Source organism: Geobacter sp. (assembly GCF_030834625.1).
Lineage (GTDB): Bacteria > Desulfobacterota > Desulfuromonadia > Geobacterales > Geobacteraceae > Geobacter.
On the sequence record NZ_JAUQXO010000019.1, the window covers coordinates 109,889 to 130,346 of the forward strand.

Below are 20,458 nucleotides of genomic sequence, written 5' to 3' on the forward strand. Positions count from 1 at the left end.
GTAATGGCGTCATCACCACCGGTTAAGAGCCAAGATCCCGAAGGATCATCCGTTGACAGGCCGGCAACCGTTCCGGTATCCTCACCCCCATGAAAGAGACTACCGACCACGACGATGCCTGGGAGTCCCTCTGCGAGCAATGCGGCCTCTGCTGCTTCGAAAAGATCGAGGATGACTCCGGCACTGTCTTCTTCACCGCAACCCCGTGCCGCTACCTGGATGTGGCCACCCGCCGGTGCGTCATCTACGACCGCCGCTTCGACATCAACCCCGAGTGCATCAAGCTGACCGAAGAGCTGGTCAGGGAACTCCACTGGCTCCACGACGACTGCGCCTACCGCAAGGCGCTGGGGGTAAAACGGTCACGGATCAAGATGGAAACGCGGCCAAAACGAAAAGGAAAAAAGGAGTCTTCACATAATGGGAAATGAACCCGAACGTTCCACCGTCGTAAGTCTTGACAGCGAGAGGCGGAAACGGGCCGCCACTGCCGAGGGTTTCGCATCGCTTCCCCTGGCCGCCAAGATCACCACCCTGCGGGAACTGCCGGCAAAACAGCGGATGGACCTCATCCTCAACGATCCGGCGGCGAAGGAGCTTGCCCGGGCGCTCCCCGAGCAGGAACTCTACTGGCTCATCAAGGAGATCGGCGAGACCGACGCCCTGGAGCTCTGGGAACTGGCTTCGCCCGAACAGCGCACCTTCATGCTCGACATGGAGCTGTGGGACAAGTGGAACTTCACCGCCGAAAAGTCCTACGAGTGGCTCGGACACCTGCTGGAGGCGGGAGAGACGGCGCTCGTGGAGCAGCTCCCCCACCTGGACCTGGAGCTTCTCCTCCTCATGCTCGAGAAGGAGATCAGCGTCGGCGGCGGAATCGGAGAGCTCCTCCCCGATGAGGAGCGGGTCGCCGACTGGGACCACTCCTTCGACAACCTCTACTTCATCACCTTCAAGAACAACAAGCACGCCAGGACCGTCGGCAGCTTCATCGACATCATCTTCCGCAACGACCGCAGGCTTTACATGGGTCTCATGGAGGGGATAAAGGGAGAACTGGAGGACGAGCTCGAAGACCTCGCCTTCCGCTTCCGCTCGGGGAGGCTCGCCGACCTGGGGTTCCCGGAACTGGAGGAGGCCCAGTCCCTCTACGCCCGCTTCGATCCGGCATCCTTCGCGCTGGAGGGGGGAAAGAAGCTGTTCGCCGCGGCGACACCACGGCACCTCCCCGCCCGGGCGGGCGCTGCCGACTCGCTCCTCAATCGCCTCCTCTCCCGACCGGACACCGAGGAGATCAACCAGGAGCTCACCTATCTGGTAAACAGCGCCCTGGTGGCCGACGGTGCCGCCCTCCACGACCAGGAAGCCATGCAGAGAATCTTCGAGCGGGTTCACGGCTATCTCACCATCGCCCTCGAATTCCTGACCGGCGACGACGAGGAGAAAGCCGCCGCCATCCTGGCCAGTGAGCGTCTGAAGCGACTCTTCCAGTTAGGCTTCAGCATCGTGATGGGACTGGTGAAGCAGGCCCAGGGGCTCACCAGCGACGACTACGCCACCGGCAAGGCGCTGCGCGCTCTCCACACCACCCCGCCCCGCTACTACCGGGCCTTTGATCCGGACGGTGTGGACGGTTTCCGGGAGTTCCACGACATGGCGGACGTGGAACGGGTCAGGGAGTTTCTGGCTCGCGTCTGAGTCTTCCTCTCCCTCGCCTGGTATAATCTCCAACTAAGAATCACCTTGGCGGACCTTCCGGGGAGATGAAAGAGAATGCCGCAGCGATCCGGCACCATATTTACGGGCAGCATCGCCATTTTCACCGCCCTGGTCATTGTCGTCGTCTCCATCCTGGGAGTCTTCGCGGTCACCACCGTGTCCAACCGGCGTATTTCCATCGAAACGGCGGAGCGACAGACCCACAACCTCTCCTCGGCCGTCGCCATGCACGCAGAGCAACTGTTCCAACGTATCGACGCCGCCCTCCAGGGGGTCGAGAGAGATGTGGCGCCGCTGCACCCCATTGACGCTGCTCCGCTGAAAGTTTACGACATCCTCGTCGCCCGGTTGCAGGTTTCCTCGAACGTTCTCGCCTTTGTGATTCTCGACCGCAACGGCCGTGTCGCCTTCACGTCGCGGACTCCCTCGGCCGAAAAGGTCGATTTGAGCGACCGAGAATATTTCAGCACCCACAGCAGGGGCGCCGGCGCCGGACTTCACATAAGCGCCCCGGTCATGGGGAAAGTGGGGTTTTCCCAGGGACGCTGGATAATCCCCGTCAGCAGGCGCCTTTCCTCACCCGACGGCAGCTTCGCCGGCGTGGTGGCGGCAATTGTCGATGCGTCTGCCCTTGCCCGTTTTTACGACACTATCCATGTGGGGAAAGAGGGAGAGATTTTTCTTGCCCGGCGGGATGGGATCATACTTGCACAAGGATCGCAGCCAACGAAACGCATCGGCGCATCGCTGGCACCAACGAGTCTCTTCCGCGACCTGGTGCCGCGCATGGGGGAGGGTACGGTCCACGGGGCGCTGTTCGAGGAAAACGTCCCTCTGATTGCATCTTTTACCGCCACCCCCTCCTATCCGGTGGCGGCCGTGGTCGCATTCTCCCGCTCCACGGCCCTGGCCCCCTGGAAAACGGCAGCCCTTGAGGTGGGAACGATCACCTTTCTTCTCACGGGGGGACTGTGCGCGGCAGGGCTCTACCTCATGAGGCTGTCCACCCGCGAAGAGGCGGGCCGACGGGAACGCGAACGGCTCGCGGCCGAGCGTGACATGCTCATGAGGCGCCTTCAACTCCAGTTTGATCGTATGCCCGTGGGCTGTGTTATTATGACCCACGACCCAACCGTCATCGATCTCAACCCGGCCGCCGAGCGGATCTTCGGCTACGGGAAAAGCGAACTGGCGGGGAAGGATCCCTACGGTCTCATTATACCGGAATCGGTCCGACCCCACCTTGACGCTCTCCTGGCCTCGCTCGATGCCGATCAGACCGTGCACGGCATCAACGAGAACATAACGAAGGACGGCCGCACGATCACCTGCGAATGGTTCAACACCCCCCTCAGAGACGACAAGGGGGAATCCGTCGCACTCATGGCCATGGTTCGGGACATCACCGACGAGCAAAAGACACTTGCTGCCCTTCGGGAGAGCGAAGCGCGGTACCGGAGCTTCTTTACGGGCAATCACGCTGTCATGCTGCTTATCGATCCGCAGGACGGCAGCATTGTGGACGCCAACCCGGCGGCGTGCCGCTTCTACGGTATCCCCGCCGAAGAGCTGGCTCGGATGAATATCTCGCAGATCAATGTGGCTGAACCAACGGTCATCGCCTCGGAAATGGCCCGCGCCAATACCTGGGAGTGCTCCAAATTCACCTTCAAGCACCGGCTTGCCGACGGAATCGTCCGCGACGTGGAGGTCTTCTCCGGACCCATCGTAATGGAAGGGCGCAATTTTCTTTATTCCATTGTCATCGATATCACCGAGAGAATAGCGGCCGAGGCGGAAATCCTCCGACTCACCGCCCAACTGGAAGACCGGGTCCGGGAGCGGACTGCCCAGCTCGAAGCGGCAAACAAGGAACTGGAGGCCTTCTCCTACTCCGTATCCCACGACCTGCGGGCACCCCTGCGGCACGTTGCCGGATTCGTGGAGCTGCTCCTCAAGCGCAACGCCACCGGACTCGACGAGAAAAGTCTCCACTATCTGGACGTGATCGCCGACTCGACCCAACGGATGGGGTACCTCATCGACGACCTCCTTGCCTTCTCCCGCATGGGGCGGGTCGACATGATAGCGACGCCCCTGGACCTGCACCGCATCGTCCAGGAAGTCATCACGTCCCGGCTGGCCGCCGCTGCGGGGAGAGAGATCGAGTGGGTGATCGGAACGCTCCCCCCGGCCCGTGGTGACGAGGCCATGATCCGACTCGTTTTCGAGAATCTGATCGACAATGCCGTCAAGTTCAGCAGCGTCCGAAACCGGGCGCGGATCGAGATCGGCGGCTACAGCGACGAAGAAGGAAATCCGGTCGTCTTCGTGAAGGACAACGGGGTTGGCTTCGACATGCGCTACGCAGAGAAGCTGTTCGGCCTCTTCCAGCGTCTCCACCGCCAGGAGGATTTCGAGGGGACCGGCGTCGGCCTCGCCAACGTGCGGCGGATCGTCCACCGCCACGGGGGCCGCGTCTGGGCCGAAGGGGTCGTCGACGGCGGCGCCACGTTTTATCTATCCCTTCCCCCCGATAAGGAGGCAGCGCAATGATGGTTGAACTGAAACGGATTCTACTGGTGGAGGACAGCCCCTACGATGCGGAACTCACCCTTGAAGCCCTCGGCGAGGTCAACCTCGCCAACAAGGTGGATCATGTGCGAGACGGCGAAGAGGCCCTCGACTACCTCTTCCGGCGCGGTCGGTACGCGGATCGGCCCGTTGGTAATCCGGTCCTCGTCCTCCTGGATCTGAAGCTTCCCAAGGTGGATGGCCACGAGGTGCTGCGTGCCATCCGCACCGACGAGACGCTCAGGACGATGCCGGTGGTCATCCTCACCTCCTCCCGCGAGGAATGCGATCTCGTGGAGGGATACGCCAACGGCGTGAACGCCTACGTGGTGAAGCCGGTGGAATTCAAGGAATTCGTTTCTGCCGTGAAGGAGATGGGAATATTCTGGGCCGTCATCAACGAACCGCCGGTTTGCGGCCGTTAACGGCAGGGAGCAACTGATGGAAGAGACGTTGCGGATTCTCCACTTGGAGGATGATCCGATGGATGCAGAACTGGTGCGGGAGAACCTCGCCGCCGACGGAGTTTCATGCTCGATAACGCTGGTGCAGGACGGAAAGCGGTTCGCCCATGCCCTGGAAGTCCCGGCCGGCTTCGACCTCATTCTGGCGGACATGAGCATCCCCGGCTATGATGGAGTCGAGGCGCTGGAACTGGCGCGGGAGCGGTGTCCCGACACTCCCTTCATCGTTATTTCCGGCACCGTGGGCGAGGAGCGTGCCGTGCAGATACTCCGGAAGGGGGCCACAGACTTCCTTCTCAAGGGGAGCATGGGGCGCCTGGGATCTGCGGTACGGCGCGCCCTAAAGGAAGCGGAAGAACTTCGGAGCCGAAAACGGGCCGAAGAGGATCTGAGGCGGCTCAACGCCGAACTGGAGCAGCGGGTTGAGGAGCGAACCGCCCAACTGGAGGCGGCTAACCAGGAGCTGCAGGCCTTCAACTTCTCCGTCTCCCACGACCTGCGGGCACCGCTGACCATCATCGACGGCTTCAGCAAGGCAGTGCTGGATGATTGCGGAGACCTGCTCCCGCCCCATGCGATCGACTACCTTCAACGGGTCCAGAAAGCAAGCCAGCGGATGGCCAGCCTGATCAATTCGCTCCTCAACCTGTCGCGCCTGGGACGCGAGCCCCTGACACGGGAGCAGACCGATCTCTCCGGCATCGCCCGCACCATAGCGCAGGAACTCCGCTACATTCATCCCGAGCGCGTCGGGGTAACCATCCGGATTGCCGACGGGATCAGCGTCTCCGGCGACCAGCGACTTCTGCGCTCTGTAGTGGAAAATCTCTTGAGCAATGCCTGGAAGTACACGGCGAAGCGGGAGGAGGCCGAGATCGAATTCGGCTCCGTCGAAAAGGAGGGAAGGACAGCCTACTTTGTGCGCGACAACGGCGCCGGCTTCGACATGCGCTACGCCGGCCGCCTTTTTACCCCGTTCCAGCGGATACACCGTACCGAAGAGTTCGAGGGAATAGGCATCGGGCTCGCCACGGTCCAGCGGATCGTCCACCGCCATGGCGGGCGGGTCTGGGCAGAGGCCGAAGAGGGGAAGGGCGCCACTTTCTACTTCACCCTCGGATGACTCCCCGCACCCCGTCTGCGGTCACCCTGGTGACCTGCACCGTCACCTCAACATTCATCTCGCCCGTATAGTCGGGCACCCGGACCGGAAGGTAGTTGCGCGAGAGCCCGACGACCTCGCCGTCCTGGCCCCGGCTCTGCACCAGAACCGCCAGCTCCCGCCCCACAACCCCCTCGCAGAATGCCCGCTTCTTCCCCTCGCCCAGGCCCCGCAGAGCCTCGGCCCGGGCACGGACAACCTTCCCGTCCACCTGCCCCGTCATCCGCGCCGCCGCCGTCCCCTCACGCCGGGAGTAGGGGAAGACGTGGAGGGAAGCCACCGGAAGCTCACCGATGAGGCGGACGGTGTTCGCGAACTCTTCCTCAGTCTCACCCGGAAACCCGGCAATGACGTCGCAGCCGATGAAGATGCCGGGAACCGCTGCCACGAGTCTTCCCACCCGCTCCCGGAAGAACTCCGCCGTATAGCGACGCCCCATCCGCTCAAGCACCCGGTCGTCGCCGCTCTGGAGCGGAATGTGGAGGTGGGGGCAGGCAATGGCCGACCGAGCCAGGAAGGAGATAAGGTCGTCGGTCAACTCATTGGGCTCCACCGACCCGACCCGGAGCCGCGGCACCGCAGCCTCCGCCTCGGCAGCCTCCAAGAGCGCCAGGAGGCTCGACGGCGGTTCCAGGTCAAGGCCGTAGGCCCCCAGGTGGATGCCGGTCAGCACCACCTCCCGGAACCCCTGGGCGGCAAAGGCCCTGATCCCTCCGAGGGCCTCATCCAAGGGGACACTCCGGCTCCGCCCCCGGGCATAGGGGACGATGCAGTAGGAGCAGAAGGCGTCGCAGCCGTTCTGCACCTGGAGAAAGGCCCGGGTGTGCTCGGCAAAGCTTTCGAGCCGAAGCCCCTCCGTGGTCCGCTCCCGGGAGATGTCCGAAACCACGACCTTGTCCGCCGGCGCCGCATCCCGCAGAAGCTCGACAATGCTCTTTTTCTCGCTGTTCCCCACCACGAGGGCCACGCCGGGGAGGTCCTTGACCGCGTCAGGGGCCACCTGGGCATAACAGCCGGTCACCACCACCCGGGCCTCCGGATTCCGGCGCAGGGCCCGCCGGATCAGCCGCCGCGACTCGGCGTCGGTTTTTGCCGTTACGGTACAGGTGTTGATCACGTACACGTCGGCATCCTCATCGAAGGGGACCACCCGGAACCCCTCCTTCCCGAGGCTCTCGGTCATGGCTGCCGACTCGAACTGGTTGATCTTGCACCCTAAGGTTGAAATCGCCACTCTCTGCATGAATCTCTCTTCCGCTCCCTGTTCCTACTCTCCGTTCACCGCCGTGTCGATCCAGCCGCCTCCCAGCACCTCGTCGCCAGCGTAAAAAACGACTGCCTGCCCGGGCGTGACTGATTTCTCCGGTTCCCCGAACCGGACCTCGGCCCGGTTGCCGGGGAGTACCGTCACCGTGCAGGGGACGGGATGGTGCCGGTAACGGATCTTGCACGCGGCCTCAATCGTCTCTTTGACAGGAGGGATTACCCACGTCAGGTTCGTTGCCATGAGCCCGGAGGCCAGAAGGTCCTCCTTCGGCCCGACGATCACCTGCCGCCGCTCCGCATCGACCCCGACCACATAGAGGGGATGGGGGTGGGCAATTCCGAGCCCCCGGCGCTGCCCCACCGTGTAGCGGTAGGTGCCATCGTGGCGGCCGAGGACATTTCCGGCCCGGTCGACGATCTCCCCCGGCATGAGTCCCGCCCCCCGCTCCTCCTCCAGGAAACGGACGTAGTCGTTGTCGGGGACGAAGCAGATCTCCTGACTCTCCCCCTTCTCGGCCACCCGCAGGCCAAACCGGGCAGCAAGCTGGCGGACTTCGGGCTTGGTCATCCCCCCCAGGGGAAAGAGGACCCGGGCGAGCTGGTCCTGGGTCAGGGTGAAGAGGAAGTAGCTCTGGTCCTTGCCGGGGTCTCGCCCCCGCAGGAGATGGAACTGCCCGTCGTCTCCCCGCTCGGTCCGGGCATAGTGACCGGTGGCCAGAAAGTCGGCCCCCAGCTCCCGCGCCTTCAAGAGCAGAAGCTCGAACTTCACCCGCTGGTTGCACCGCACGCACGGGTTCGGCGTGCGCCCCCGGAAGTATTCATCCACGAAGTCGTCGATAACGAGCCGCTGGAACTCCTCCTCGAAGTTCACCACGTAGAAGGGGATGTCGATCTGTTCCGCCACCCGCCGGGCGTCATGGATATCGTCCAGGGAGCAACAGGTATCGAACTTCTCCCCCTCCGAAGCGGTGAATTTCGCGTAATCCCAGACCTGCATGGAGATGCCGATGACCTCGTGCCCCTCCTCCTTCAGGAGGGCCGCCGTCACCGACGAATCGACCCCGCCGCTCATGGCGACGACAATCCGTTTTTTCGTAAACTCCGTCATGATTCTCCCCGCAGCCGGGCCACGATAGCCGGCAAAACCGCCAGCACCCGGTCTATCTCCTCGTCGGTGTTTCCCCTTCCCAGGGAGAACCGAACCGACCCCTTGGCCTCCTCGGGAGTCCGTCCCATGGCGTCAAGGACCGGCGAGAGCTTGAGGGTTCCGGAACTGCACGCGGCACCCGAAGAGGCGGCAATCCCCTCCAGGTCGAGGGCCATGAGGAGCGTATCGGCCCCCACGCCGGGAATGGTGATGTTGGTGGTGGTGGGGAGGCGCCGTTCCCGATGGCCGTTCACCCGGGCGCCGGAGATCCGGGCAATGATTCCCTCTTCCAGCTGGTCCCGCAAGCCCTTGAGCCGCCCCATTTCGCGGGTCATGGTTTCACGGGCGATGGCACAAGCCTTGCCGAAGGCCACGATGCCGGCCACGTTCTCGGTCCCCCCCCGGCGGTTGCGCTCCTGGGAGCCGCCGTGGATCAGCGGATGGCACTTCACCCCGCGTCTCACCACCAGCGCCCCTACCCCCTTGGGGGCATTGAGCTTGTGGCCCGAAAGGGCCAGAAACGAGATGCCGTCATCCCGGACAGAGAGGGGGATCTTTCCGGCCGCCTGCACGCCGTCGCAATGGAGGTAAACACGGCGCCGCGCGGCAATCTCGCCAATCTCACGTATGGGAAAGAGGATACCGGTCTCGTTGTTGGCAGCCATGGCCGAGATGAGGATGGTCCGGTCGGTAATGGCCGCTTCCAACCGCTCCGGGTCCAGGAGGCCGTCCCGGTCCACCTCGAGCCAGGTCACCTCGAAGCCCTGAAGCTCCAGGTAGCCGCAGGCGCTGGTCACGGCAGGGTGCTCAACACGGGTAGTGATGATGTGGTTCCCGCGTCCCCTCAGGGCAGCAGCGACCCCCTTGATCGCCATGTTGTCGGCCTCGGTGCCCGAGGCGGTAAAGACCACCTCCCCCGGTTCGCACCCCACGAGGGCCGCCACCTGCTCCCGGGCCTCCTCCACCGCCCCCTTCACGGCCCTGCCGGCCCAGTGAATGCTCGACGGATTGCCGAACTTCCCCTGCAAAAACGGCAACAACGCCTCCACCACATCAGGGTGGACCGGCGTCGTCGCATTGTGGTCCAAGTAGATCATCATGCCATCTCAAGAGCGGGCGGTCCCGCCCCTATTCCGTCGCTTCTCGCTCCTGACCGCCTCACTCGCCATTCCCGCGCCCCCGAGCCTCGTTCACCAGATCCGCCAGGGTAATGGAGTCGAGGAAAGTCCTGATCCTCTCGCCAAGCATCTCCCAGACGTTGTGGGTGGTGCAGGCCGCCGTCCGAGTGCAACGCCCCTTCCCCTTGTCCATGCACGAAACCGGCGTCAGGGGTTCCTCCACCGTCGCCACAATCTCTCCTACCCGGATCGCCGAACTCTCCCGGGAAAGGAGGTAGCCCCCGCCGGGCCCCCGCACGCTCTCCACAATAGAGCCCCGCCGGAGCCGGTTAAAGAGCTGCTCCAGATAGCTGAGCGGGATATCCTCCCGCAGGGCGATATCCTTCAGAGAAACCGGACGGCCCTCCGAGTGGAGGGAAAGGTCCACCATGGCCCGCACTGCATACTGTGCCCGTGTCGAAAGCCGCATAACCCGCCTCTCCTACTTTCCGGCCTCCACCCGGCGCTTGAGCGTCGCGTGTTCATCCGCAAGATCCGCGTACTTGCGCTCCAGCTCCCGCAACTGATCGAAGAGGCATGATATGGCCTTTGCCTCCGGGTCGGGAAGCTTGCCGTGCTCGAAATCGGCCTTCTTGCTCGGCTCCTCGGCGGCCATGACCACCCGGCCCGGAATGCCGACCACCGTCGCATTAGCCGGCACCTCCTTGACCACCACCGAGTTGGAGCCGATCTTCGCGCCCGCCCCCACGGTAAAGGGGCCGAGCACCTTCGCTCCGGAACCAATAACCGCATTGCTCTCTACGGTGGGGTGACGCTTCTTTTTCTCCAGGCTCACCCCGCCGAGGGTGACACCGTGGTAAATGGTGACATCGTCCCCGATCTCGGCCGTCTCGCCGATCACCACCCCCATGCCGTGGTCGATGAAGAGCCGTCGGCCAATGGTTGCGCCGGGATGGATCTCGATGCCGGTACAGAAACGCCCCACATGCGACAGGAAGCGGCCGAGGAAGAAAAAGTTGCGTATCCAGAACCAGTGGGCCACCCGATGAAACCAGATGGCGTGGAGGCCTGGGTAGCAGAAAAAGACTTCAACGCTGCTGCGGGCAGCAGGATCTCGATCCTTAACCGATTGGATATCCTCGTGCAGTCGTGCAAACATCGGCAATCCTTCCCGGGGACGGAGCCCCCTTCTCGGGAGTGGAAACAGAACGAGTGCCTGCCTCACAGGCGGACACTCGCTTCACTTATAAACACCTGTTTTTGAGGTACCATACCTTACAAAAACTGTCAACTATAGAATCCCTCACTCAAGATCCCACTCCCCCCGTTCCCACCGTTCCAGGGCCATGCTTGCCCGGAACCCGAGCAGCCCTGCCTCGGCGGAAAGCCTGCGGAGCACGGCAACGGCAAGCTCGGGACAGTAGCGGAGCGAGTACACCGCCGCCATCCCGGCCACATCCTTGCGGCTGCTGTCGGCAAGGGCGAGGAGCTCCTCTCTCCCCGCGTCCCCCTTTAGCACTATTTCACGATACAGCCCCTGGAGCATAAAAGCATGCCGGTTCGCCGTAGCCTCGTCCATGGCCTCAATGGCGGCAGCGTGGGCCTCGGCCGCGGCAGCAAAACGGTGCAGGAGTCTTTTCAGTCGGTCGTCGGTCATCGCCCCCATCCAAAAGAAGAAGGGGCTCAGCCACTGATGGCCAAGCCCCTTTGCTCCAACCTGTTGGTGCCCGGAGCCGGGGTCGAACCGGCACAACACTAAGTGTCGAGGGATTTTAAGTCCCTTGTGTCTACCAATTCCACCATCCGGGCCAAAGGAATCTACTCTTCCTTGACGTTTACCCGCTCGCGAAGCTCCTTGCCGGTCTTGAAGAACGGCGTTTTCTTGGCGGGGATCTTCACCACATCACCGCTCTTGGGGTTTCTCGCTTCGCGGGCGCCGCGCTCGCGAACGGTGAAACTGCCAAAGCCACGGATCTCGACCTTCTCGCCCCGCTTGAGCGCGTCACTGATGCTGTCGAAGACAAGATTAACTATCATCTCCGAATCCTTGCGGGTCAGCCACGTATTCTTCTCTGCCAACTGTTCAACCAGTTCACTTTTAGTCATTCGTGCACTCCTTGCTGCATGGTTCCGTGAGCCGGGCCCAAGGGCCCGCCCCCCTCCTGCGGAAGTTCCGCCGGGACAGAATACCCGGCTGGCTCATGCTCATTCACAGTAACAGCACCGGCGCCACTAGTCGTTTCCGTCGCCATTTTTCCGGAGCCCTACCCGGAGAAGTTCGCCAAGATTGGACGTGGCCTCACCCTGAGCCTGCATGTACGACTCGAGCTCTGCCTTCTCGGTAGCCGCCTGAAGAGACTTGATGGAAAGGGCAATCTTCTTTTCCGACTCGTCAACACTTAAAACAACCGCATCAAGTTCGTCACCGACATTGGCGAATTCCTTCGGAGAAGCCACCTTCTCCCGGGACAGCTCGGACACGTGGATGAGCCCTTCGATCCCCTCCTCAATCTCCAGGAAGACGCCGAAATCGGTCACCGACGTCACCTTGCCGCGAACCCGGGTGCCGGGACGATATTTGACCGGAATCTCGCTCCAGGGGTCGAGCAGGAGCTGCTTGATGCCAAGGGAGAGCCGCTCGTTCTCGGGATCGATGTTCAGCACAACCGCCTGGACGGTTTGCCCCTTGGTGAAGACTTCACCCGGGTGCTTGATCCGCTTGGTCCAGGAGATGTCCGAGACATGGACGAGTCCGTCAATCCCGTCTTCGATGCCGATGAAAACGCCGAAGTCGGTGATGCTCTTGATCTGCCCCTCAAGCTTGGTGCCTACCGGGTACTTCTCCTCCAGTTGCGTCCAGGGGTTCACCTGCACCTGCTTGAGGCCAAGGGAGATGCGGCGGTTGCCCAAGTCAACGCCCAAGACCACCGTCTCCACCTCGTCGCCCACCGTGAGAATCTCGGAAGGATGACGCAGTCTGCGGGTCCACGACATCTCGGAGACATGGACGAGCCCTTCAACCCCTTCCTCAAGGGCGATGAACGCGCCATAATCGGTCAGGCTGACCACCTTCCCCTTCACCCGGTCGCCGGGGGTGTACTTCTTCTCCACCAAGACCCAGGGATCGGGGGTAGCCTGCTTGAGACCAAGGGATATTTTCCCCTTTTCCTGATCGTACTTGAGAACCTTTACCGTCAACTTGTCGCCGGGCTTGAGCATCTCCGAGGGATGCCCGAGCCGGCCCCATGACATATCGGTTACGTGAAGCAGACCGTCAACACCGCCGATGTCGACGAACGCGCCATAATCGGTAATATTCTTGACCACCCCTTCACGGAGTTGCCCTTCGGCGAGATTGGCAAGAGTCTCGCTGCGCGACGACTCCCGCTCCTCCTCCATGAGAACCCGGCGCGAGAGGACAATGTTGCCCCGCTTTTTGTTGAGCTTAAGAACCTTGAACCGATCAGTAATCCCGATGTACTTGTCGAGGTTACCCCCCGGCCGGAGATCGACCTGAGAAGCGGGAAGGAATGCCTGCACACCAATATCGACGGTAAGCCCACCCTTTACCTTGCCAGTGATCTTCCCTTCGATGATGCCACCCTCACCGCCGGCTTCGTCTATGACATCCCAGACTGCCAACCGCTCGGCCTTACGCCGGGAGAGAACCGCGTACCCCTTCTGGTTCTCCTTGCGTTCGAAGAGAGCCTTTACCTCGTCGCCAACCTTCACGGTCATATTGCCATCTTCGTCAAGGAACTCATCGATGGAAATGCACCCCTCGGACTTGTAGCCGATGTCGACCAGCACGTACTCATTGCTGATATGCACTACCTTCCCCTTGACAACTTCACCCACATGGTGCTGCTTGATACTCTCCTGGAAAAGCTCGGCGAACTCGCCCGACCCTCCGTGCTCCGCATCCTCCTCCACATCGACGAATCGCTTGATCGTCATGGCGTTGCGGTTTTTCACACCCTTGTCTTCACTCATTAAAGCTGGCCTCCCTGAATCGTTTGTGGATTAGGATATGCAAACGTAACACATATCTATTTGAAAACTCAAGTGGTTTTAGTACAATCAAAATCCCGGACCCGTTCGATCACCTCATCGATGAGCCACTTGGGAGTTGACGCTCCGGCAGTAACTCCCACCCGGTTCACCCCCTCAAACCAGGCAGGGTCGATCTCATGAGCAGTCTCGATGTGATGGGTCCGGGGCTGAAATTCCGCGCAGACCTCGGCGAGCCGCTTGGTATTGGCGCTGTTGTAGCCGCCGATAACAATCATGCAGTCCACCTCGCGGGCCAAGGTCATCGCCTCTTGCTGCCGCACGGACGTCGCGTCGCAGATGGTGTTGAAAACGCGGATTTCGCCCCCCTTAAGGAGACATTCGAGGACCACGAGCTTGAGGTTCTCGAAGGACTGGGTGGTCTGCGCAACGATGCCGACTTTCTTCATTTTCGGCAGTCGCGCCGCCTCGTCCCCCGAACCGACCACATAGACTTTCCCCTTTGCGAAGGAGACGATCCCCTGAACCTCGGGGTGGTCGGCATCACCCACGACCACCACGTCGTAGCCGGCCGCGGAGAGACTTTGAACGTTCTCCTGGGCCTTCTTGACAAAGGGACAGGTGGCATCGACAACCTCGAGCTGCTTCCGGACTGCTTCCTCCAACTCCTCGAAGGTCACCCCATGGGAGCGGATAATGATAGTCCCACTGGCGAGGTCGTCGAGGCTCTTGAGAACCGTGACCCCCATCTCCTCCAGCCGGTTTACCACTTGGGGCGAGTGGATGATGGGACCAAGGGAGTAGGTTTCCCCCCCCTTTTCGGCCGCCTCGAAGGCCATCTGGGTAGCCCGCTTGACGCCGAAGCAGAACCCGGCCCGCTTGGCAAGGATTATTTCCATATGCTCGGGACTCCCGTAGGTCGTTGGTATTTGAGAAGTGGTTCAGCTCCTGGCCATGCCGACCAGCCGCTCCCTTTCGCGGACCGCCCCCTCCATACGGGTGATCACCTCGTCGATGGAAAGGCCCGTCGAATCGATGTCTATTGCGTCATCGGCACGCCTGAGCGGGGCATGTTCACGCCCGGAATCCTGCTCGTCCCGTATGGCCACGGCCTTAACCGTCTCCTCCAGGGAGACATCTTCACCCTTGCCCTTCAACTCGAGCCACCGACGCCGCCCCCGCTCCTCAACCGACGCTGAGAGAAAAAACTTCACGTCAGCATCGGGGAAAACAACGGTGCCGATGTCCCGACCCTCAAGGATTACCCCCCCCTCATTCCCCATGCTGCGCTGGAGAGTCAGGAGAAAATCACGCACCACCTTCCGGGCTGAAATGGCCGACGTCAGGGCGCTGATCTCCGGAGTCCTGATGGCTTCAGTCACATCCTCACCGTTGGTGACGACCCGGCAGCAACCATTGTTCCGCAGAAAGTGAATCTCTATCCCACGGCACAGCCGCTGCAATGAATCGTCGTCGGTCCCGTCCAGGCCGGCCCGCTTGACAGCCAGGGCCACGGCTCGGAACATGGCTCCGGTATCAATGTGGACATAGCCGAGCCGGTCGGCAAGAAGCTTCGTGATCGTGCTCTTCCCGGCCCCGGAGGGACCGTCGATGGCAATGATGAGCCCCTGCCTCCCCCCGCCCCTCACAGAACCGTAACCCTTTCGAGCAGGGGGAAGAAGGTAGGAAAGGAGGTACCGATGCACTCCGTGTCGCTAACGGTTATCTCCGCCGTGGCCGCAAGGCCGGCAACGAGCATCGACATGGCGATACGGTGGTCACCAAAACTCTCCAGAGTCCCCCCGGCAATCCGCTCGGCCCCCTCGATCTCCATCCCGTCTTCGGTTTCCGTCACCGTCACGCCTACCGCACGGAGGTTAGTGGCCATGGCTGCAATCCGGTCTGTTTCCTTGACGCGGAGTTCCCGGGCCTCCCGGACGACGGTGCGCCCCTCGGCCAAGGCGGCAGCGACGCAAATAACCGGGAATTCGTCAATGGCCCGGGTCACCACCTCACCGGCAATCTCGATCCCCTTGAGACGCGACGACCGGATCAGCAAGTCGGCAACCGGCTCGCCGGAAACCTCCCGCTGATCGAGCAACTCCAGAGAGCCTCCCATAGTGGTCAGGATGTCGATGATGCCGGTGCGGGTCGGGTTCACCCCTACCCCCCGGATGAGAAGCTCGGAACCGGGGACTATGAGGGCTGCCACCATAAAGAAGGCGGCAGACGAGATATCTCCCGGTACGACGATGTCTCGCCCCTCCAGTTCTCTCCCCCCGCGGACAACGACCCCAGCAGGACCGGATTCGATGTCGGCGCCAAAGTGGCGGAACATCCTCTCCGAGTGATCCCTTGAGAGATGGGGTTCGGTGACCCGCGTCTCGCCTGCGGCATAGAGCCCAGCCAGCATGAGGGCTGACTTCACCTGAGCGCTTGCCACCGGCGAGTCATAACTGATCCCGGTCAGATCGCTTCCTACAATCGTTAGGGGCGCCTTCTCCCCACCCTCGCGGCCAAAGATGCATGCGCCCATCTGCCCAAGAGGTTCAACCACCCGCCGCATGGGCCGGCGGCGCAGGTAGCGGTCGCCGGACAGGACCGCATAGAACCGCTGGGGAGACAAAAGGCCGGTCAGAAGCCGCATGGAGGTCCCAGAGTTACCGCAGTCGAGCACGTTCGTCGGCTCTGCAAGACCGCGGAGCCCCTTTCCCTCAATGCGGAGCGTCTCGCCGTCGTCATTGATCACAACACCCATGGCCCGAAAGGCATTCAGGGTGGCAATATTGTCCTCGCCCCTGAGAAAACCGCATACTGTCGTCTCGCCGCGGGCGATGGAACCGAGCATGATGGAGCGGTGTGATATGGATTTGTCGCCGGGGACGACGATCTCGCCGCGGATCCCTTTGGACGGCCGAACGATATAACTCTGCACAGATCACCCCTTGGCTGAGATCAGAAAGCCCGGGAAAAGGAGTCGCACTCTTCACGGCTCAAAGCCCCACGCCACCTTCCTACAGTATTGCGTCCCTGCTTTCCTTCGATTCGCGGAAAAATCGCTCGAGCCCAGGGCCGTCGGCCGCTGCCACCAGCTCCCGGAGCCTGTCCAGGTAAAGGGCAAAATGGTCCATCATCTCAATGACCGCCTCCCGGTTCATGAGGGCGATATCACGCCACATGGCCGGGTCCGAAGAGGCGATCCGGGTAAAGTCGCGGAAACCGCCGGCGGAGTAGCGAAGAATGCTCTCCTCAAAACGGTCATAGCCATCAACGGCATTCACGAGGGCGTAGGCGACCATATGGGGGAGATGGGAAATGGCGGCAACCACCCGGTCATGCTTCTCCGTGTCCATGATAACCACTTCGGAGCCGGCCACTTCCCACATCCGCACGACCTTCGCAAGGGCATCGCTGTCGGTACGGGGGGTGGGGGTCACGATGCAGCGCTTACCCACATAGAGAGAGGAGAACGACGCCTCAACCCCCGAGTGCTCAGTGCCGGCGATGGGATGTCCACCGACAAAATGGACCCCGGTCGGCATGAGGGGCTCACAGGCGGCAACAATCTCCTCCTTCACGCTTCCGCCGTCGGTCACAACACAACCGGGAGCCAGATGGGAAGCGATCTCGGCGGTTATAGCAGGAATGGAGCAAACCGGCGTGGACAGAAAGACGAGGTCGGCGCCCTCTACGCCGGTGACCGGATCGAGGGAATACCGGTCAATGACTCCAAGTTCAACCGCCTTTTGCAGATTCGCTTCGCCACGCCCGATCCCGACGATCTCGCCCACGTGCCCCTTCTCCCGCAGGATGCGGGCCAGGGAGCCGCCGATGAGACCAACACCGATTATGGCCAGCCGACTGATAAGGGGCATATCTCTCAAACTATTATTTCGCCCGGGGATACGATCCGAGGATCTTGACAAACTGGCAGTAATTCTTCAACTCCTGGACGGCCTCGGCCACCACCGGATCGGAAATGTGTCCGACCAGATCGAGGAAAAAAATGTACTCCCACGCTTTCTTCTTGAGAGGACGCGACTCGATCTTGGAAAGGTTAACCCCCCGTTTGGCAAAGGGTTCCAGCATCCGGTGGAGAATTCCCGGCTCGTCTTTCACCGAAAACATGAGGGACGTCTTGTCGTCACCGCACCGCTCAGCCACCTTCCGCCCCACGACGAGGAACCGGGTGAAGTTGTTGACCTGATCCTCGATCCGCTTCCGCACCACCTTTAACTCATAAAGTGATGCTGCAAACTCGCTGGCAATGGCGGCTGCGGTGTAATCGTCTCCGACGATCTGGGCCGCAAGAGCCGTGGAAGCCACATCCACCACCGGCACTCCCGGTAGGTTCTCGTCGAGCCAGTTGCGGCACTGGGCAATGGCCTGGGGATGAGAGTAGACCTTCTTCACGTCCTCCAGGCGGCCGGTGCGGGAGAGGAGATCATGGGAAACCTCCAGGAGAATCTCGGCATTGATCTTGAGATCGCTCTCCATGAACATGTCGAGGGTGTGGGAGACCATCCCTTCAGTGGAATTCTCCACCGGCACCACGCCATAGAGGACCCGGCCCTTGCCAACCTCTTCAAATACCGCAGGGATCGACTTCTGTGGGACGAGCTCCGCCGACAGTCCGAAATGCTGCATGGAGGCAAGGTGGGTGAACGTCGCCTTGGGGCCGAGAAAGGCAACCTGCATCGGCGCCTCAAGGGAGAGGGAGGCTGATATGATTTCCTTGAAAACGTTCCGGATTGCCTCGCTCGGAAAGGGGCCCGGATTTGCGGCTTTGAGCCGCTCGTAGATCTCTCGCTCCCGACTCGGGGCATGGAAATCACGGTTTTCCACCGCCTTGACCTTGCCGACCTCTATGGCCAGCTCGGATCGACGGTTAAGAAGAGCAAGAATCTCATCGTCAATGGCGTCTATATCGCGTCGCAGCTCTTGGAGCGTTTTCATGGTGCGCTTGGGACCGTCCAGGTGGGGAGTTAGCGGACATGCCGTGGAGGGGGTACTCTATAGCAAAGGGGGCTAAAACGCAAACTTTTTCTGGTTTACACAAACGTCATTTTAGACAGACCTTACGCACCTCGTGGATGTCGGTGAGCCCCTGAAAAACCTTAAGGATACCGTCCTGCCGGAGAGTGGTCATCCCCTCGTCCATGGCCAGGCGACGGATAAGCTCGGTTTCAGACCGCTTCTTGATAAGGCTCTTCATGCCGTCGGTACATTCAAGGACCTCATGAATGCCGAGACGGCCGCGGTACCCGGTCTGACCGCAGACAGGACACCCCACGGACCGGGCAAGGACGAGCTCGTTGCCCACAAGCCCCGTGGCGGCAAACTGCTCCTCGCCGAACTCCTCGATTATCTCTGCCAGCTCCTGCCTGTCGGGACGGTAGATTTCGCGACACTCCTCACAGAGCCGCCGGGCAAGGCGCTGGGCCACGATGCAGATGAGAGAGTCGGAGAAACTGAAGGGGTCGAGTCCGATCTCCAGAAGGCGGGTAACGGTCTCGGGGGCCGAGTTGGTATGGAGCGTGGAAAGTACCAGGTGCCCGGTAAGGGAGGCCTCCACGGCGATGGAGGCGGTCTCTTCGTCCCGCATCTCCCCCACCATGATGACATCGGGATCGAGACGCAGGAACGACCGGAGCGCCACCGGGAAGGTGAGGCCGATCCGGGGATTCACCTGCACCTGCCGAAGCCCCTTCTGGGTAATCTCCACCGGGTCCTCGGCGGTCCAGATCTTCACCTCGGGGCGATTGATTCGGGATATTGCTGAATGGAGCGTGGTGGTCTTGCCACTCCCCGTGGGCCCCACCACCAGGACCAGTCCGTAGGGCTTGGTCACGGCCTCACTGAAAATGCGCATGTTCCGCTCGGTCAGGCCGAGCTTGTCGAAGGAGTAGGTCTCACCGGTATTGACGAGCCGGATCACCACATCCTCGAGCCCACCGGCGGTGGGCATGGTGGCAATGCGGAGCTCCATGTCGAGGGGGCCGAACTTCTTGAAATTGATCTTTCCGTCCTGAGGCTTGCGCTTCTCGGCAATGTCGAGGTCAGCCATGATCTTGAGGCGGGAAGGGATCGCGTACTTGTAGCGGTAGGGTATGCGCTGGTAAATCTTGCACCGTCCATCCACGCGCATCCGGACAATGACGTCGTTCTTGCCGTGATAGGGCTCGATGTGGATGTCGGAGGCGCGGTTTTGGTGGGCATCGAAGATGATCTTGTTGACGAGCTTCACAATGATGCTGTCACGCTCAGTCACCTTCCGGACTTCGTCCTCGATGTCCGGTTCATCCTCAACGGTGGAGCCCAGGATTTCCGTGATACTCCCCGGCTCGATCTCCAGGTCTGCTTCATCGAAGGAATGGGTCTGACTGGTGGCCGTTCGATAGAGGCGCTGCTGGGCCTTGAGGATCTCGCTCTCCACGGCGATCACGGGAATAATCCGCGCCCGGATGCTCTGTTCAAGCTCCTTCAGATCGTGGAGCTTGATCGGGTTGGCCATGGCCAGGGTGAGGGTATTGCCGATCTTGGAGATGGGAACGATCCGCTGCTTCTGGGCGTAGGACGGATTGATGTACCGGGCAAGCTCCGGTTCGATCTCGAGGGTGTTGATGTGAACGAAGGAAAGGTCATACTGGACGGCTATCGCCTTGGCAAGGGGCTCCTCCTCGACGATGCGGAGCTTGCGAAGGGCCTTGTCTAAAGGGATGCCGTCCCTCTTGGCAGCGGCACGGGCCTGATTGAGCCGCTCCTGGTCGATGAGCCGTTCGCGCAGAAGGATGTCACCCAGCTTCTGGCGCTTGCCGGTCTGCTCCAGGATATAGGAGAGCTCGCTCTCGGAGAGAAAACCGAGCTTGCAGAGGAGTTGGCCGACGGGCTGGTCGGGGAAAACCTTCTGGAGTTCCAGGGCCTCCCGAAGCTGATCTTCGGTAATCAGCCGATTTTCAATGAGTATCTCGCCGACCTTTTTTGGGGACATGTCCGC

At 61.5% G+C, this 20,458-nt stretch carries 18 protein-coding genes, 1 tRNA gene and 1 pseudogene; 5 read left to right on the forward strand and 15 right to left on the reverse strand.

The window, feature by feature from the left end; translation table 11 throughout:
• Positions 1-89: 89 nt before the first annotated feature.
• The 5 genes from RCH91_RS04665 (at position 90) to RCH91_RS04685 (ending at position 5,880) form a co-directional block, all read left to right on the forward strand.
• A complete protein-coding gene (locus RCH91_RS04665; protein ID WP_306533393.1) occupies positions 90-431 on the forward strand; it encodes a YcgN family cysteine cluster protein in 342 nt (113 codons plus the stop codon).
• The gene (locus RCH91_RS04670; RefSeq protein WP_306533394.1) at positions 421-1,698 is read left to right on the forward strand and encodes a DUF6178 family protein; all 1,278 of its coding nucleotides are present in this window, start codon (positions 421-423) and stop codon (positions 1,696-1,698) included. The genes RCH91_RS04665 and RCH91_RS04670 overlap by 11 nt, the downstream gene beginning before the upstream one ends.
• A 75-nt stretch (positions 1,699-1,773) precedes the next feature.
• Positions 1,774-4,275, forward strand: coding sequence for a PAS domain S-box protein (locus RCH91_RS04675; RefSeq protein ID WP_306533395.1), 2,502 nt, complete (start codon positions 1,774-1,776; stop codon positions 4,273-4,275).
• On the forward strand, positions 4,275-4,718 hold the full coding sequence (locus tag RCH91_RS04680) for a response regulator (RefSeq protein ID WP_373694366.1): 444 nt from the start codon (positions 4,275-4,277) through the stop codon (positions 4,716-4,718). Before RCH91_RS04675 ends, RCH91_RS04680 begins: the two co-directional genes overlap by 1 nt.
• A 16-nt stretch (positions 4,719-4,734) precedes the next feature.
• Positions 4,735-5,880: an ATP-binding protein gene (locus RCH91_RS04685; RefSeq protein ID WP_306533397.1), complete on the forward strand. Its 1,146-nt coding sequence runs from the start codon at positions 4,735-4,737 to the stop codon at positions 5,878-5,880.
• Here RCH91_RS04685 and mtaB read toward each other — a convergent pair.
• From mtaB to RCH91_RS04760, 15 genes and pseudogenes are all read right to left on the reverse strand, one after another.
• Positions 5,867-7,162 carry a tRNA (N(6)-L-threonylcarbamoyladenosine(37)-C(2))-methylthiotransferase MtaB gene (gene mtaB, locus RCH91_RS04690; RefSeq protein WP_306533398.1) on the reverse strand — a complete coding sequence of 432 codons (1,296 nt, stop codon included), beginning with the start codon at positions 7,160-7,162 and terminating at the stop codon, positions 5,867-5,869. The two genes, RCH91_RS04685 and mtaB, sit on opposite strands and share 14 nt — an antisense overlap.
• Before the next feature lie 24 nt (positions 7,163-7,186).
• Entirely contained in the window at positions 7,187-8,293 is a 1,107-nt protein-coding gene (mnmA, locus tag RCH91_RS04695) for a tRNA 2-thiouridine(34) synthase MnmA (RefSeq protein ID WP_306533399.1), read from the reverse strand.
• Complete coding sequence (locus RCH91_RS04700; RefSeq protein ID WP_306533458.1) at positions 8,290-9,429, reverse strand: cysteine desulfurase family protein; 1,140 nt, start codon at positions 9,427-9,429, stop codon at positions 8,290-8,292. The genes mnmA and RCH91_RS04700 overlap by 4 nt, the downstream gene beginning before the upstream one ends.
• A 61-nt stretch (positions 9,430-9,490) precedes the next feature.
• Positions 9,491-9,919, reverse strand: a complete 429-nt coding sequence (locus tag RCH91_RS04705; RefSeq protein WP_306533400.1) for an Rrf2 family transcriptional regulator — start codon at positions 9,917-9,919, stop codon at positions 9,491-9,493.
• Positions 9,920-9,931: 12 nt separating this feature from the next.
• Positions 9,932-10,609 carry a serine O-acetyltransferase gene (gene cysE, locus RCH91_RS04710; protein ID WP_306533401.1) on the reverse strand — a complete coding sequence of 226 codons (678 nt, stop codon included), beginning with the start codon at positions 10,607-10,609 and terminating at the stop codon, positions 9,932-9,934.
• Between the two features lie 144 nt (positions 10,610-10,753).
• Positions 10,754-11,107 (reverse strand): hypothetical protein, encoded by a 354-nt coding sequence (locus RCH91_RS04715; protein WP_306533402.1) that lies wholly within the window; start codon positions 11,105-11,107, stop codon positions 10,754-10,756.
• Between the two features lie 64 nt (positions 11,108-11,171).
• Positions 11,172-11,259, reverse strand: a tRNA-Leu gene (locus RCH91_RS04720).
• 9 nt (positions 11,260-11,268) lie between these two features.
• Positions 11,269-11,562, reverse strand: a pseudogene (locus tag RCH91_RS04725) (integration host factor subunit beta); the annotation flags it as partial.
• Between the two features lie 120 nt (positions 11,563-11,682).
• A complete protein-coding gene (locus RCH91_RS04730) occupies positions 11,683-13,443 on the reverse strand; it encodes a 30S ribosomal protein S1 (RefSeq protein ID WP_306533404.1) in 1,761 nt (586 codons plus the stop codon).
• Positions 13,444-13,511: 68 nt separating this feature from the next.
• A complete protein-coding gene (locus tag RCH91_RS04735; protein ID WP_306533405.1) occupies positions 13,512-14,360 on the reverse strand; it encodes a 4-hydroxy-3-methylbut-2-enyl diphosphate reductase in 849 nt (282 codons plus the stop codon).
• A gap of 42 nt (positions 14,361-14,402) precedes the next feature.
• Positions 14,403-15,110: a (d)CMP kinase gene (cmk, locus tag RCH91_RS04740; RefSeq protein ID WP_306533406.1), complete on the reverse strand. Its 708-nt coding sequence runs from the start codon at positions 15,108-15,110 to the stop codon at positions 14,403-14,405.
• The gene (aroA, locus tag RCH91_RS04745) at positions 15,107-16,396 is read right to left on the reverse strand and encodes a 3-phosphoshikimate 1-carboxyvinyltransferase (RefSeq protein ID WP_306533407.1); all 1,290 of its coding nucleotides are present in this window, start codon (positions 16,394-16,396) and stop codon (positions 15,107-15,109) included. Before aroA ends, cmk begins: the two co-directional genes overlap by 4 nt.
• A gap of 79 nt (positions 16,397-16,475) precedes the next feature.
• A complete protein-coding gene (locus RCH91_RS04750; protein WP_306533408.1) occupies positions 16,476-17,336 on the reverse strand; it encodes a prephenate dehydrogenase/arogenate dehydrogenase family protein in 861 nt (286 codons plus the stop codon).
• 13 nt (positions 17,337-17,349) lie between these two features.
• A complete protein-coding gene (gene pheA, locus RCH91_RS04755) occupies positions 17,350-18,417 on the reverse strand; it encodes a prephenate dehydratase (protein WP_306533409.1) in 1,068 nt (355 codons plus the stop codon).
• Between the two features lie 106 nt (positions 18,418-18,523).
• The gene (locus RCH91_RS04760) at positions 18,524-20,452 is read right to left on the reverse strand and encodes a GspE/PulE family protein (RefSeq protein ID WP_306533410.1); all 1,929 of its coding nucleotides are present in this window, start codon (positions 20,450-20,452) and stop codon (positions 18,524-18,526) included.
• Between the last annotated feature and the right edge of the window lie 6 nt (positions 20,453-20,458).